The sequence below is a fragment of the Psychrilyobacter sp. genome (assembly GCF_049671765.1).
GTDB lineage: Bacteria > Fusobacteriota > Fusobacteriia > Fusobacteriales > Fusobacteriaceae > Psychrilyobacter.
In genome coordinates this window covers 1-15,659 of the sequence record NZ_JBATVM010000175.1, presented here as the reverse complement: position 1 = coordinate 15,659, position 15,659 = coordinate 1, and the positions used below count along the sequence as shown (strand labels likewise).

Here is a 15,659-nt window from a genome sequence, read left to right as displayed (position 1 = left end):
TTTATTTTAATTACTTTTTTTATATCCCATTCTTGTAACTTTAATACTTTTTGTATCTATTTCAGCCAAGGTAAATAAACCCTTTGGAGAAATATTATATAATTCTAAAAAAATCTTATTGCCAATCCTTTTAAAATCTGCTATTTTCTCTTTTAAGTTTCGTTCTTGGGTTTTTCCTTTTTTTTCTCTCACTTCTATTATCTCTTCACTACTTAATAAATTTTCTAAAGAATCTATCTCCACTGTAGCTCCCTCTACCTCATAAATTAAAATATCAAAATCATTAGCTATCCCAGATTTTTTTGGGACATCATAGATCTCGTGAAATTCAAATCCTTCAGGTGAATTAGAATTTAGAAGTTTTACAATTTCTTCATTGGATAGGTCAGATATTACTTCAGCATCCATCAATTCATTATATGTTTCATCACCTAATGACACAGGATTTCCAAAAGACAACTTCGGTCTAGGGGTAAATCCTTCCGAATGTTTTATAGTAATACCTGTTTTTTTAAAGAGTCTCTCTAAAAATCTTATAGTATCTAAATGTGAGATGTATTTCATATCTCCGATTCTATCAAAGACTATTCTTTTTTTCATATTCATCTCCTCTTTATCGCTTATTATATCTGACAATTTTAACATAAACCATTAAAAAATTCAATGAAAAGAAATGTATCCCTACTTGTATATATTTATTTTTACGACATCTCTCTTTTATTTATTCTCAAAAAAATAAAGGCGATGAAAAGACTAGTAGTCTTTTCATCGCCTTTATTTCTAGCTAAATAAGGGTTCTCTCATTATATCTGGATTAAACATTCACAGTTTCGTGTTTCCCAGGTGAAAAAGCATCTTTTAAAAGATTGACAGAGGTATAAAGAATAACTCCCATAACAACCCAAGTTAAAATATTTATCGGTAGTGATTTTACTAAATAAGCTGCTACTACTACCCCAATCGATCCAAATATTGTTCCCCATAAGGTAACTTTTCTATGATAAGCTCCTTCACGAATAAACTTAGCACTTGCTGCTGGCATTAAATATGCACAAGATCCCATCATAATAGGAAATGCCACTAATGGACTTAATCCAAGAGCATACACCAATGCCATACAAGGCGCATAAAGTCCTATTCCAAGAGTCATAAGTGCTCCTAATACAAAATTCCCTAAAACTGCTATGACTAATTTAATCCCTGTAAGACCAACAGCATCTCCACCAGATGAAAGTATTCCTAGTTTCCCAGCAAACATTATTATTACGACAACTATTAAAGCTATTCCCATATAAAGCTGAACTTTCTTTTCATTCAATCTAGATACATACCCCGCACCTAAAAGTGCTCCCAAAGTTGCAGCTACAAGCATAGATATCAAGGTAACCAAATCAACTTTTACATCTTTGATAAAAATAAGAGCTTCAATGACAATAGGAATAGTCATTGCCGTGTTTAAAGTTCCAGGAATAATCCTGTCATTTACTAATTTAAACTGTTTAAATATTGCTGTCATAGGTGCAAATCCACCAATGCCAAGAGTATCAAAAAAACAAATTGTAAACCCAATGCCACTTAAAGCTGCTTTATTACCTTTCTCTAATTTTTCTTTTCTTTTAACGTCTCTATAATCTTTTAAAAAAACTATAAGATACCATAATCCCATACAAAATAAAGTTCCTAATAAAATTTCAACCATACTTCCTCCTCTTGTAAAACAATACATGTGAAAATAATACCATAGTAATAAGTATTTTACCAATTTTTATTACTATTACAAGACACTAAAGCTAATTATGAAACACTAAAATTAAATTAAAAAATTATTAAAAAAATTATAACTTTTATACCTCAAATTTTACTCTACTTGTAAAAAGTAACTATTTTAGTTAAAATAAAAGAAAAACTTTTTTATAACGAGGAGGACATTCCATGAAAATTCTGCATATTATATCTCAAAAGCCAGGTGATACAGGTAGCGGAATATATTTAAAAAATATAATAAAAGAGTTTACCGATTTAAATCATTCTCAAAGTTTGGTTTGTGGTAGTGAATTTAAGGGTGAATTCAAAGATATCAACATTTGTTCTACCTATGAAGTTATTTTTAATACTCCTGAACTTCCCTTTCCGATTATCGGTATGAGTAATATCATGCCTTATAAAAGTACCGTATACAAAGAAATGGATAGTTCCATGGTAAATCTTTATGAAGCGGCTTTTAAAAAACAAGTTTTAAAAGCTGTAAAGGAATTTAATCCAGATTATATCCTTTGTCACCATCTATATCTTTTAACTGCCTTAGTCAGGGAATGGATTAAAGATGTTAAAGTCATAGGGTTTTGTCATGGTACCGATCTTAGACAAATGAATACACACAGCTTAAAAAACAACTTTATATATGAAAATATTCAAAAATTAGATAAAATAATAGCACTCCACGAAGTTCAAAAAAAAGAAATCCAGAAAATCTATAGTATAGAATCAGATAAAATTATTTCCCTTGGAATAGGCTTTAATAATAAAATTTTTCATCATATCCATACAAAAAAAAATAATGAAATAATTGATATAATTTTTACTGGTAAGATCTCTTACGCAAAGGGAGTTCAATATCTAATAGAAGCCTTTTCTTCTATTAAGATAGATAAAAAGATAAGACTTAACTTAATTGGAATGGGACATGGAAAGGAATATGAAGATATTTTATCCCAAAGTAAAAAAAGTAAAAATAAGATAATATTTTGGGGTATAGTTGAACAAACTAAATTAAAAGAGTTCTACAATAAGGGACATATATTTATCCTCCCCTCTCTTTATGAGGGTCTCCCATTAGTTTTAGTGGAAGCTCTAGCCTGTGGACTGAGAGTCATTTCTTCTGATCTTCCTGGGATAAAGCCTTGGTTTGGAGACAAAATTAATAATTCCAATATGATCACATACATAGATATCCCAGAAAGGATATCGCAAGATCAGTTAGTAAAACAAAATGAAGATATCTATATAGAAAATATAAAGAGTTCCCTTCTAAATTCTTTAGATACTCTCTATCAAACAAACCATAATTTTTCTTTAGACCAATTTACTTGGAAAAATTTAGCTTCTCAACTCGATAATATTTTAAGGGATATAAAAATCAATAATTAGTAAAAAAAATGAAAAATAGGAGAGATTATATGAATTTAAAATGTAAATGTGGAACGAAATACAGACATAAACTCCCTGAATTTACAGGAGATATAGAGGCTACAATCTACACCGACGGAGTAGTCGAAGGACCTGCAACTCCTAGAAAAATAGATGTTTTTATATGCGAGATCTGCAAAACAATAAATTTTGTAAATGAATGTGAAGAAATCCAAGAGAATGCTATTACTTTTTTTCCAGAGCCTACAACTGAAGAATACTTAGAAATTTTAAAAAATAAAAAATTTAAAACCATAAATATTCGAATAAAAACTTGGCAAAAATCCAACGATAAATACAGAGAAATAGATTCTTTAGATGATCTCAAAGTAAAAGTGGAACTTTTAAAATCTACTATTTCAAAAATTCCTTCTATAACTCATTTCAACCAGTATATTACCAAGATGGTAGCAAAAAAAGAAACACTTTCTGAAGAAAAATCTATACTTTTAGTAGAAGAAAAAATTAATGAATTAATCCAAAAAAGAGAGGAAGTTTTCGGTAGATTAAAGGAAAAAGATCATTTAAATAATATTTTAGATCAAATTAAGAATATGGAAGAAATTGGAGAAGCAGAAGTTATTTATACTACTGAAGAAAAAGAAAATATGGAAATTCTTTTAGATATTTTAGGAGAGAGTAATGCCGAGAAGATTTTGAAAGCAGAACTTTTTAGAAATCTAGGGCAATTTAAAAAATCTATAACTATGATAGATGAAATAAATGCAAAACAATATGAAAAAATTAAAGAACTCATAAAACAGTTAAGCGAAAGAGATCTGAAAAAACCAGCTAGGTTAAACTCTTAATTAATTAAAGAAAAAAAATATCTATAATAGTTATATATTTATAGTAGCCACTAAATTTAAAAGTCGCACATATTCACTCTAATTCATTAAAAAATTATATTTTTATAAGTTTTTTAGTGATTTTATAAGTTTTTTAATGTATACTCCTATATAGTGATATAATTTAAGATTTAAAGTCTTTACTATTTTTAGGAGGTGAGGTCCTGTGTACGCAACAGGTGAAAAACCAGGCGAAGGAACTTATATTTGTACTATATGTGGCTTAGGGATAATCATTGATAGTAATAGTGATGAATTACCAAGATGTCCAGATTGTAATGCTACTTTCTACAATGAAATATTTTAAAAGGGTGGGCTAACCACCCTTTTTTATTATCTAGAAAATTGAATATTTAGTAACTATGATATACTTTATAATAATCGCAATTGGAGGTGTTAACTTGAAAGGAAGAGTCTATTTAGAACATGATTTTCTTGGTATCATTGAGATTACTGAAGAAACAAACGGAATAAGTGGTATTTATTTTTTAGATGTAAAAGAAAAAGAAGAAATACCTAGTAAAGAAGTCATAAAATGCAAAAAAGAATTAAAAGAATATTTTGGAAATAAAAGAACTACATTTACTATAAAAATTGATTTCCAAGGCGGTACAGAATTTCAAAGGGCATGTTGGAAAGCCATGTATAAGATCCCATATGGAAAAACTATTTCTTATTCCGAAGAGGCTCAATCTATTAATAATCCTAAAGCTGTGAGGGCTGTAGGAGGAGCAAACGGGAAAAACCCAATTTCAATTATAGTGCCCTGACATAGAGTCATAGGTAAGTCGGGTAAACTTACAGGATTTTCATCTGGTCTTTGGAGAAAAGAATATCTTCTTAAATTAGAAAAAAAAAATAAAAAAAAGATCTAGCTAATTCTGCTAGATCTAATTTTTTTACTTATTTTACCCATTCCATCAATAATTCAATTCCAGTTATATTTTTATCTATGTATAATTTTTTTCTTTTTATCTAGACAACCCATCATCGTTTTTATCTTTTCTTTTTCAGCAAACTTATGACCATGATTTATCTTATTTTCCATATTTTTGATTTCTCTTTTTAATTTTAAATAACTAGCTAATCTTTCTTTCTTTAAATCTCCATTTTCTATAGCTTTATTTATTGCACATCCAGGTTCGTTCCCATGGGTACAATCAGAAAATCTGCATTGGCTTACGAGGACCTCTACATCTTCAAATGAACTACTAGTGTCGCCGCTCCACATTTGGATCTCTCTCATACCAGGAGTATCTATGATATATCCATCTCCTACTTTAAACATCTCTCTTCTTGTTGTAGTGTGTTTACCTTTGTCGTCAATGGTTCTTATTTCCTTTGTTTTTATTATTTCATTTCCAAGAAGTCTATTAATAAGAGTTGATTTTCCTACTCCAGATGATCCAATAAGACCTATGGTTTTTTCGTCCTTTAAATAATCTTTAATTTCATCTATTCCTCTGCCTTCATATGTAGAGATTACATGGATAGGTACTCCAAAAGCTATCTCCTCTAAACTGGTAACCTTTTGATCCACTTCGTCATCTAAATCCGCTTTGGTTAATATAAAGCAAGGTTTTGCTCCTGATTCATATACCATTGTTAAATATCTTTCTAGTCTAGCCAGGTTAAAATCTTTATTTAAAGAAGTAACTATAAAGATAAAGTCTATATTACTTACTATGGGCTGCTCTTTTATCTCTTTTCCTGCTGCTTTTCTTGATAAGATAGTTTTTCTCGGGTAGATTTTGATTATCTGCTCCTCAGGGCTGATTTCTACATAGTCACCGACTACTGGAAAATTAGCACTCTTTATCATATTTCCTGTTATTGGTGCATTAAGTTCTCTATTTTCCATTGAGACCCTATATAAATTTTTAAATACTGATATAATTCTGCCTTTCATTTTTTCCTCCTAATTATTATATAATTTCTTAACGGAGGGCCCTTTTTATTTTAGGTTTCCTCCAAAATTTGCTATTATCATAATTCATCTCCTTTTTATATTTGTTTAATGACTAACTCATTATAACCTAAGTTTATAATATTTTATATAAAAATAACAAAAAAGTAATGTGACAATTCATAGGGGCAAGGATAACTTAGGTTTTAAATTTTTCCATATTTTAGCGAGAGCCCCTTGAGAGTATAATTTTCTATATAATAAAAATAAGTAAAATCAAGAATTCTTGATTTTACTTATTTGAAAATTTAAATTTATTTGTTAGAAATTACTTTTTTTCTGTTAAAGTATGAAATCATAAGTACAGACCAAATAACTAGAATTACACTGATAACATGGGGAGCGCGGAACCCATAAAACATCAGGTCTTCACTTCTAAAGAAACTGACAAAAGTCCTGATTAGACTATACTCTATTATATAGATAAACCAAACTGTTCCTGCTTTATAATTTTTACGTTTAAAGAAAAACCAAATAGATATAAAAGCCATAAAGTTTAATATTAACTCATATAACATAGCCGGATGTAAAGCTAACCCTGGAAATTCTCTTCCTGCTGGAGATGGATCTGGAAATACAATCCCCCAAGGAACTAATTCTTTAAACTTCATTTGAGCAGTCAAACTAAGAGAGTTATAGGTGTTATACCACTCTACAAATTTTGGTTTAATAGAAAATATAATACTAAAAGGTGTAAATGTAGGAACCCCATGAACTTCTCCATTCATAAAATTACCTATCCGACCAATAGCTTGACCTAAGATAAATGGTGCAGCAGCAATATCTCCTAAACTCCACATAGATATTTTATGTTTTTTAGCAAATAAATATGTACCGACTATTCCTCCTAAAATTCCTCCATGGATGGCCATTCCGCCTTTCCAAACTGCCAATATATCTCCTATATGACTAAAGTAGTAAGTAGGATTAAATAAGACATAATATAACCTTCCTCCTAATAAACCAGAGATCATAGCTATAAAGGCAAAATTTTCCATGAGAGTAGGATCGAACCCCTTTCTCTTTCCCTCTATTTTAACTAGTTCAATTCCTAATAAAAATGCAATGGCATACATAAGACCATAATAGTGTACCTCAAAACTTCCAATGGTAAAAAATACCGGATCCATAAAATAACCTCCTAAAATTATTGACATCTTTAGAATTATACCATAAACTTGAATTAGAATATAAAATTATAAAGATATTATTTTTTTCACTTGTTTGGAAATGGAATATTTGATATTATATAATAAGGTTAGAATTAAAATTGTTTAAATTTAAATGAAAAAATTACTTAAAAGACAAATATAACGTACGCTTAGATTAAAATTATTGAGGAGGAGTTAGAATGCATAATGTTGAAAAAATAAGTGAAGATATTTTTTGGGTTGGGGTAAATGATCGAAAAACTCAAAGATTTGAGAACTATTTACCATTGGATAAAGGAGTTTCTTATAACTCATACCTTATCTTAGATGAAAAAGTAGCACTTATCGATACAGTAGAGATTGGAACTAGTGAAAATTTCTTAGAGAAAATAGAAGGTGTATTACAAGGTAGAAAGATTGATTATTTAATAATAAATCATATGGAACCAGACCATGCAGGAGCTATAAAAGATGTAATTAGATTATATCCAGATGTTATTTTAGTAGGAAACGTAAAAACTTTTCCAATGCTAGATGCATTTTATGACTGCTTAAAAGAACGTTGTGAAAACAATAGGTTTGTAGTTAAGGAAGGAGATACTTTAGATTTAGGGAAACACTCTCTTACATTTGCTATGATACCTATGGTACACTGGCCTGAATCTATGGTTTCATTTGAGTCTACTACAGGAACATTATTTTCAAATGATGCATTTGGAAGTTTTGGTTCATTAGATGGAGGGATCTTTGATGATCAATTAAACCTTAGTTTCTATGAGGATGAAATGAGAAGATATTATTCAAATATCGTAGGGAAATATGGAGCTCCTACACAGGCTGCTATAAAAAAATTAGGAGGATTAGATATTAAATGTATCGCTCCTTGTCATGGACCTGTATGGAGAACAGAAATAACTAGAGTATTAGGTCACTATGATGCATGGTCTAAGATGGAACCAGAGGCAGAAGGTGTAGTAATAGTTTATGGTTCAATGTATGGAAATACAGAAAAGATGGCAAATGCAATTGCAAGACAACTATCTAAAGAAGGAATCATAGATATAAAAATGTATGACGCATCTAAAACAGATCATTCATATATAATCAGTGATATATGGAAATATCAAGGGTTAATGATTGGATCTTGCTCACATAATAATGCAGTTTATCCAAAAGTTCAACCAATTTTATCTAAACTACAAAACTACGGATTAAAAAATAGATATCTAGGTATCTTTGGAAATATGATGTGGAGTGGAGGAGGAGTAAAAGGAATACAAGCTTTTGCTGATTCACTTAGAGGAGTAGAGGTTATAGGAGAATCTGTAGAAGTAAAAGGAACTCCAAGATCTGAAGATTATACAAAATTAGAAGCTATTGCAACTGCTATGGCTGACAAATTAAAAGAAGTAAGAAAATAGAAGAATTCATATAAAAAAAGAAGCTAGAGAGGATATTCTATCCTCTCTAGCTTCTTTTATATATATAACTTTATATTTTTTAGTTTTTAGATGCTTCGATCAATAGATCAGTCATATTATTTGCAAACTCCATTGGATCTTCTAATTGAAATCCTTCGATAAGTAAAGCTTGAGAATATAATACTTCTGCATATTTATTTAAATTTTCAGGATGTATTTCATTCACTTTGATCAAAGCTTTAAATAATTCATGGTTTGAATTTATTTCTAAAATTCTCTCTGCTTTGACCCCACCCATAGGGTTATCTCCAGGCATCTCAGCCATCAATTTTTCCATCTCAAACGAGACTCCATTTGTACCACTGACAAGGCAAACAGCACTAGATTTAAGTCTTGTAGTAGGTCTAACTTTAGAAATTTTATCTCCTAAAGCTTCTTTAATCTTCGTAAATAAGTCAGAATTATCTTTTTCTACCTCATCTAACATCTTCTTGTCATCATCACTAGAAAGTTCTTCATTAGCTTCATGAATAGATTTAAAAGTAATATCTTCAAAGCTTCCTAAAGATTTGATAGCAAATTCATCTATTTTATCAATAAAGTATAAAACTTCCCACCCTTTTTCTTTAATTCCTTCCAATTGAGGCATTTTTTCTAGACTTTTGATATTATCTCCAGAAACATAGTAGATATGCTTTTGATCTTCAAGCATTCTTTCTTTATATTCTGCCAAAGTAGTCATATCTTTATCTTTTGTAGTGTTAAAAATCAAAAGATTTTTTAATGTATCTTTATGTCTCCCAAAATTTTCATAAATTCCACCTTTAATATTTATACCAAATTCTTTCCAAAATTTTAAATATTCATCTCTATCCGTTTTTAACATTTTTTCCAGTTCTTTTTGGATTTTTTTCTCTAGGTTTTTAGCTATTACTCCTAATTGTCTATTCTGTTGTAATATTTCACGAGATATATTTAGAGAAAGGTCTGGAGAATCTACTAGTCCCTTGATAAATCTAAAATGATCTGGGATTAATTCCTTACATTTTTCCATGATGAAAATATTTTTACTATATAATTGAAGTCCTTGTTCAAACTCTTTAGAATAAAAATCCATAGGAGTTTTAGAAGGGATATAAAGTAATGCTGAATAATCTAAATTTCCCTCTACCTTAAAATGAATAGTTTTTAATGGGTTTGTCCAATCGTGGAATTTTCCTTGATAAAATTCATTGTATTCCTCTTCTGTAATATCAGTCTTAGACTTTTTCCATAGAGGAGTTTGAGAATTTATTTTTTCTTGTTCTATTGTTTCTATTTTTTCCTTAGTTTTTTCATCTTCAACAGTTTTAGTTACCTCAAGTAATATTGGGTATCTTACATAGTCAGAATATTTTTGAATCAATTCCTTAATTTTGTATTCTTCTAAATATTCTTCATTTGAGTCCTCTTTGTTTTCTTCAGATCGAAGATGAAGGATGATTTCTGTTCCCCTATCAGATTTTTTAGTGTCTTCTATGGTAAAACTACCTTCTCCTGTAGATATCCATTTAACTCCTGTATCAGAATCAGCACTTTTAGTTTTAAGAATTATCTTATCGGCAATCATAAATGCTGAGTAGAACCCAACTCCGAATTGTCCAATGATAGAAAGATCCTCTTTGTTGTTTTTAGCTTCTTTTAGAGCTTCTGTAAATGCACGGGATCCTGATTTTGCAATGGTACCGATATTTGAAATAACCTCTTCATGGGTCATTCCAATACCATTATCTTTGATAGTAATGGTTTTTTCATGTTTATCTATAAATATTTCTATCTTAAATTCACTGTTATCTTTTAATATTTCTTGATCCGTAAGAGCTTTAAATTTTAGTTTATCCAGGGCATCGCTGGAATTGGAAATTAATTCTCTTAAAAAAATTTCTTTATGTGTGTAGATAGAATGGATCATTAGGTTTAATAGTTCTTTAGTTTCAGTTTGAAAATTTAACGTTTCTTTATGCATAGTAAATCCTCCTAAAAAATTTTAGCACTCATTGTTCTAGTATGCTAATTAATTTTTAACACATTTTAACTGCAGTTGTCAACTGATCTTTCAGTGGAAAACTCTATATTCTTAATGAATTTTTACTCTATGTTTACCTTAAATTCATATAGAAAATACAATTAGATGATAAACTTACCTTAAATTATTAGAGGAGGAAAAAGGTGTATCTAAGTGATTATCATATACATAGTAAAATTTCAGGCGATTCTAAAGAGGAATTGGAATTAATATTTGAAACTGCTATAAAAAAAGTTGAATTCAAAGCAATAAATTAAGAATAGGAGGAGAACAAGATGAAAAAAATGTTTTTAAGTATATTGATAGGATTAACATTAATAAGTTGTGGGGGAGAAAAAATAACAGAGAACAAGAGTCCGAAAAATTTAACTTTAGATGAATTGATTGTAGCTGCTAAAAAAGAGGGACAAGTGAACAGTTTAGGGATGCCAGATACTTGGGCAAACTGGAAGGAAACATGGAAAAATATAAATGATATCTATGGATTAGATCATGTAGATACAGATATGTCCAGTGCTCAAGAAGTGGCAAAATTTAAAGCAGAAAAGAAACAAGCTAGTGCTGATATTGGAGATGTAGGTTTTGAATTTGGAGGAATAGCAAGAGCAGAAGGTGTAACTCAAAGTTATAAACCAACTACATGGGATGAAATCCCAACATGGGCAAAGGATAAGGATGGACACTGGGCTTTAGCATATACTGGAACAATTGCCTTTATCATAAATAAAGATTTGGTAGACAAAATCCCAAGGAGTTGGAAAGATCTCAAAGAAGGGAAACAGAGGATATCAATAGGAAATGTAGGAATCGCAACACAAGCAAACGCTGCTCTTTTAGCTGCAACTATTGCAATGGGAGGCAGTGAAGGGAATATTGAACCAGGCTACAATTATTTTAAAAAAATTGCCAAAGAGAAGAGATTAGCATTGAACGACCCAAGTATCGCTAATCTAGAAAAAGGAGAGGTAGAGGTAGGTCTTATATGGGATTTCAATGCATTAGCATATAGAGATTTATTGGGTAATGATAAATTTGAAGTACTTATTCCTCAAGATGGATCATTTATAAGTGGATATACGACTATCATAAATAGGTATGCTAAACATCCAAATGCTGCCAAGCTAACACGAGAGTATATTTTTAGTGATAAGGGGCAACTTAACTTAGCAAGAGGATATGCCAAACCCATAAGAAATATAAAACTTCCTGACGATGTAAAGTCTATGCTACTACCAAATGAGCAATATAAAAATGTAAAGCCTATAAAGGATTTTGGTGTTTGGGCAAAAACAGCAAGAGAGATCCCTCTAAAATGGCAAGAGGAAGTCTTATATTTTAGGAAATAGGAGGAAAAATGAAAGAAAAATTAATTTTAATAATAATTGACGGATTAAATTATGATGTGTCAAAAGAAATGGGGTATATGAAAGCTTTAGAAGAAGCTGGAAAAGCTAATTTTTATAAGATTAAGGCAGAACTTCCAACTCTATCTAGGCCTCTTTACGAAACAATTTTAACTGGAATAACCCCAATAGAACATGGAATAGTCAATAATCAAATAAATAGACTTTCAAAAGAAGAAAATATATTTTCAATCGCGAAAAAAAAAGATCTTAGAACAGGTGCAGCTTCTTATTATTGGATGAGCGAGCTATATAATTCAACTCCTTTTGATAGAAATAATGACATGTATACTGAAGATACTGGGAAAAATATACAATATGGAAGATTTTACTGTGAAGATAACTACCCTGATAGTCATCTTTTTGTTGATGGAGAATGGATCAGAAAAAAATATGATCCTCATTTCTTATTAATACATTCAATGAATGTAGATGACTGTGGACACAAACATGGTGAAGACAGCTTAAAATATAGAAATAGTGCTAGAAATATAGATAGAATTCTTGGTGAATGGTTGCCACTTTGGGTGAATAAAAGCTATCAAATTATAGTTACAGCAGATCATGGGATGAATATTGATAAAACTCATGGGAGTAACTCTAAAAAGGAGAGGGAGATCCCTCTATGGTTAATTGGAGATAGACTTAATTTAATAGAGGGAAGTGAAGTATCACAACTACATATAGCCCCAATTATTTGTAATATATTAGGAATAAAACAAAGTACGAAGATGCTAGAGATAAAAAAAATTTAGGAGGGGAGGTTTAGATGGAGCAAGTAGTTATTTTTAAAAAAAATCATGTGTGGTGTCAAATAAGTAAAAAAAAAAGAGACGGTAAATTTGGTGCAATAACTCTACTCTTACCATTTATTTTGATGATAATTATGTTTCAAATACTTCCCCTTCTGACAGTAGCAGAAGGGAGTTTAAGGCAAGATGGAATGTCTACTTACTCTTTTTATAACTATATTTATATTTTTAAAAATAAATTCTTCAGACAAAGTATAATAAATAGTTTAGAAATATCTTTCTATTCAACAATTATTGGTCTTATAATTGCTTTTCAAGGTGCTTACTCTATAAGTAAATTAAATGGAAAGGTAAGAAAAAGAATTCTTTTATTGTCTAACATGACATCTAATTTTTCAGGGTTGCCCTTAGCATTTGCATTTATAGTTTTATTGGGAACCAATGGAGTTTTAACAATTATTTTAAGAAGGGCAGGGTTGGTAGACGGATTTGATATCTATTCCAAAGCAGGACTGACGTTGGTATATATATATTTTCAAATATCTTTAGGGATCCTCCTTCTGTACCCAAGTTTTGATATGATTAGAGAGGAATGGTATGAAGCAGCTAGTATATTAGGAGCAACAAAATTTGAATTTTGGAGAAAGATTGCATTGCCCGTATTACTTCCTAGTGTTTTAGGAACAGGGATTCTATTATTTGCAAATGCAATGGGAGCATATGCCACAACTTATGGATTAGTCTTATCTAACTACAACGTTATCCCTATTAGGATAGGGAGTTTAGTCTCAGGAGATATATTTTTAAAGCCAAATTTAGCAGGAGCTCTAGCAATCGTGATGACATTGATTTTAACTTTTATAATTACAGTAAATGAGCTACTCATAAAGAATGGAAGGAGGAGAAATGGAAAGAAGTAGTATTAGAAAACATATGATAATTTCATGGGGGATATTAATGTTCTTATTTATACCAATGATAGCCACTTTAGCTTATTCTCTTAGCAGTAGTTGGGGAGCAACAATACTTCCAGATGGAATAACTTTTAAGTGGTATAAAGATCTTTTTTTTGAAAAAAGATTTTTAGAAGCACTGGGAAGAAGTATAAATATAAGTGTTATGTCATTATCTGTAAGCACATTGGTAATAGTGCCGGCAGTACTTGTTATATATTATTATTTCCCAAAAGGGTTAAAAATTATGGATATTCTTTCTATAATACCATTTACTATTCCTGGTGTTGTTATGGTAGTAGGATTTTTAAAGATCTATTCTAGTGGCCCAATAGTTTTAGTAGGAACAAAATGGATCCTTATAGGAGCTCACTTTACCTTAATATTTCCATTTTTATATAGAGGAATAATAAATAATTTAGAAGGAATAGATGTAAGAAAACTAATTGAGGCAGCTAATATGCTGGGAGCATCAAATTTTCAAGGGTTTAAAATGGTAATAATTCCAAATCTAAGTAAAGGTTTTATCGCAACTTTATTACTATCCTTTTCATTGATCTTTGGAGAGTTTTTATATTCAAACATGCTTGCAGGAGGATCATACGAGACAATACAAGTATATCTTTTCAACATGAAAGCGAAAAGTGGTCATTTTACAGGGGCAATAGTGATAACATATTTTCTATTTATACTAGCGACAACCATAGGAGCATTTAAATTAAATAATATAATAAAAAAGGAGAAATAAAATATGTCTTTTATAAAGATTAGAAACCTTTCAAAACAATATGGAGATGTAAGTGTTTTTAAAAATGTAAATCTTGATGTAAAAAAAGGAGAATTTATAACTCTTTTAGGGCCATCAGGATGTGGGAAGAGTACACTTTTAAGGTGTGTAGCAGGATTGAGTGAAAGTAATAGTGGAGAAATAATTATGAATGGAGAAGTTATAAATGATACACCTCCTAAAGATAGAGGAATAGGGATGGTATTCCAAAATTATGCTCTTTTTCCGAATATGACAGTAAAAGAAAATGTAGCTTTTGGTTTAAAAATAAAAAAACAAGATAATATAGAGGAAAAAGTTAAAAAATATTTAGATATGGTAGAGTTAAACGAACGGGAAGATTACTATCCTCATGAACTTTCTGGTGGTCAAAAACAGAGGGTAGCTTTAGCTAGAACCCTTATTATGGAACCACAGATAATATTATTAGATGAACCTCTATCGGCATTAGATGCTAAAATAAGAAAAAATTTCTGAGATACAAAAAAAATTAGGGATAACTACTATTTTTGTAACCCATGATCAGGAGGAAGCTTTAACCATATCAGATAGAGTTTTCATTATGAAAGATGGAAATTTTGCACAAATAGGAACTCCAGAAGAAGTTTATACTCAGCCTCTGAGTGAGTTTGTTGTAAGGTTTATTGGTAATTATAATATTTTTGAAAGAGAAGAGGTAGAATCAATATTTAAATGGAAAGTAGAAAAAAATATTTTGGCAATAAGACCAGAATCTATCTATATCAAGGAAGAAGGCAGAAATTATATTAAAGATAACTTTGTAATCATAAAAGCTAAAATAATAAAAAGTGCTGTTTTGGGAAATATAATAAGATATAGAGTCGAAAAAAATGGGGTTGAGTTTGTTGTGGATCTATTAAATAGAGGAGAGAATAAACTATATAAAATCGGTTTAGAAATAGAGCTTTTATTTATGAAAGCTGAAATGAAAACTTTTTAAGAATAAAAGAGAGATTTATCTGATATTACGGGTCTATCCGGGTCTATCCCGAATTACGTGTACATTCAATTCCTAACTACTAGAGGAGAGCTGTTAAAACGGCTCTTTTTTTACATATATTTTTCTACTTGTTCTGGATAAATTATCACTAACATTCTTAATATTT

The 15,659-nt window shown here is 30.0% G+C and carries 16 protein-coding genes; 11 read left to right on the top strand and 5 right to left on the bottom strand.

Going from position 1 to position 15,659, the window contains the following annotated elements; translation table 11 throughout:
• Nucleotides 1-6 precede the first annotated feature (6 nt).
• On the bottom strand, nt 7-600 hold the full coding sequence (locus tag WBG30_RS08480; RefSeq protein WP_424504216.1) for a TIGR03936 family radical SAM-associated protein: 594 nt from the start codon (nt 598-600) through the stop codon (nt 7-9).
• A 214-nt stretch (nt 601-814) separates the two neighbouring features.
• On the bottom strand, nt 815-1,699 hold the full coding sequence (locus WBG30_RS08475; RefSeq protein ID WP_424504215.1) for a TSUP family transporter: 885 nt from the start codon (nt 1,697-1,699) through the stop codon (nt 815-817).
• Between the two features lie 233 nt (nt 1,700-1,932).
• Here WBG30_RS08475 and WBG30_RS08470 point away from each other — a divergent pair, with 233 nt between their 5' ends.
• The 4 genes from WBG30_RS08470 to WBG30_RS08455 all read left to right on the top strand — a co-directional run bounded on the left by WBG30_RS08470 (nt 1,933) and on the right by WBG30_RS08455 (nt 4,909).
• Nucleotides 1,933-3,147: a glycosyltransferase family 4 protein gene (locus tag WBG30_RS08470; RefSeq protein ID WP_424504214.1), complete on the top strand. Its 1,215-nt coding sequence runs from the start codon at nt 1,933-1,935 to the stop codon at nt 3,145-3,147.
• Nucleotides 3,148-3,176: 29 nt separating this feature from the next.
• Nucleotides 3,177-3,995 carry a hypothetical protein gene (locus tag WBG30_RS08465; RefSeq protein ID WP_424504213.1) on the top strand — a complete coding sequence of 273 codons (819 nt, stop codon included), beginning with the start codon at nt 3,177-3,179 and terminating at the stop codon, nt 3,993-3,995.
• A 205-nt stretch (nt 3,996-4,200) separates the two neighbouring features.
• A complete protein-coding gene (locus tag WBG30_RS08460; protein ID WP_424504212.1) occupies nt 4,201-4,341 on the top strand; it encodes a zinc ribbon-containing protein in 141 nt (46 codons plus the stop codon).
• Nucleotides 4,342-4,414: 73 nt separating this feature from the next.
• Nucleotides 4,415-4,909 (top strand): methylated-DNA--[protein]-cysteine S-methyltransferase, encoded by a 495-nt coding sequence (locus WBG30_RS08455; RefSeq protein WP_424504217.1) that lies wholly within the window; start codon nt 4,415-4,417, stop codon nt 4,907-4,909.
• A 71-nt stretch (nt 4,910-4,980) separates the two neighbouring features.
• Here the strand turns inward: WBG30_RS08455 and rsgA are convergent, their stop codons facing one another.
• Nucleotides 4,981-5,943: a ribosome small subunit-dependent GTPase A gene (rsgA, locus tag WBG30_RS08450; protein WP_424504211.1), complete on the bottom strand. Its 963-nt coding sequence runs from the start codon at nt 5,941-5,943 to the stop codon at nt 4,981-4,983.
• A 311-nt stretch (nt 5,944-6,254) separates the two neighbouring features.
• The gene (gene lgt / locus WBG30_RS08445) at nt 6,255-7,130 is read right to left on the bottom strand and encodes a prolipoprotein diacylglyceryl transferase (RefSeq protein WP_424504210.1); all 876 of its coding nucleotides are present in this window, start codon (nt 7,128-7,130) and stop codon (nt 6,255-6,257) included.
• Between the two features lie 221 nt (nt 7,131-7,351).
• On the opposite strand from lgt, the gene WBG30_RS08440 reads away from it, so the two are divergent.
• Nucleotides 7,352-8,572, top strand: a complete 1,221-nt coding sequence (locus WBG30_RS08440) for an FprA family A-type flavoprotein (RefSeq protein WP_424504209.1) — start codon at nt 7,352-7,354, stop codon at nt 8,570-8,572.
• Between the two features lie 79 nt (nt 8,573-8,651).
• On the opposite strand, the gene htpG is transcribed toward WBG30_RS08440, so the two are convergent.
• On the bottom strand, nt 8,652-10,577 hold the full coding sequence (gene htpG / locus WBG30_RS08435) for a molecular chaperone HtpG (RefSeq protein WP_424504208.1): 1,926 nt from the start codon (nt 10,575-10,577) through the stop codon (nt 8,652-8,654).
• A gap of 335 nt (nt 10,578-10,912) precedes the next feature.
• On the opposite strand from htpG, the gene WBG30_RS08430 reads away from it, so the two are divergent.
• The 6 genes from WBG30_RS08430 (at nt 10,913) to WBG30_RS08405 (ending at nt 15,493) form a co-directional block, all read left to right on the top strand.
• A complete protein-coding gene (locus WBG30_RS08430) occupies nt 10,913-11,983 on the top strand; it encodes an ABC transporter substrate-binding protein (protein WP_424504207.1) in 1,071 nt (356 codons plus the stop codon).
• Between the two features lie 8 nt (nt 11,984-11,991).
• A complete protein-coding gene (locus tag WBG30_RS08425; protein ID WP_424504206.1) occupies nt 11,992-12,795 on the top strand; it encodes an alkaline phosphatase family protein in 804 nt (267 codons plus the stop codon).
• 14 nt (nt 12,796-12,809) lie between these two features.
• Nucleotides 12,810-13,712: an ABC transporter permease gene (locus WBG30_RS08420; RefSeq protein WP_424504205.1), complete on the top strand. Its 903-nt coding sequence runs from the start codon at nt 12,810-12,812 to the stop codon at nt 13,710-13,712.
• Complete coding sequence (locus tag WBG30_RS08415; RefSeq protein ID WP_424504204.1) at nt 13,699-14,493, top strand: ABC transporter permease; 795 nt, start codon at nt 13,699-13,701, stop codon at nt 14,491-14,493. Before WBG30_RS08420 ends, WBG30_RS08415 begins: the two co-directional genes overlap by 14 nt.
• A 3-nt stretch (nt 14,494-14,496) precedes the next feature.
• Nucleotides 14,497-15,009, top strand: a complete 513-nt coding sequence (locus WBG30_RS08410; protein ID WP_424504203.1) for an ABC transporter ATP-binding protein — start codon at nt 14,497-14,499, stop codon at nt 15,007-15,009.
• Between the two features lie 85 nt (nt 15,010-15,094).
• A complete protein-coding gene (locus tag WBG30_RS08405) occupies nt 15,095-15,493 on the top strand; it encodes a hypothetical protein (protein ID WP_424504202.1) in 399 nt (132 codons plus the stop codon).
• The last annotated feature ends 166 nt before the right edge of the window (nt 15,494-15,659 follow it).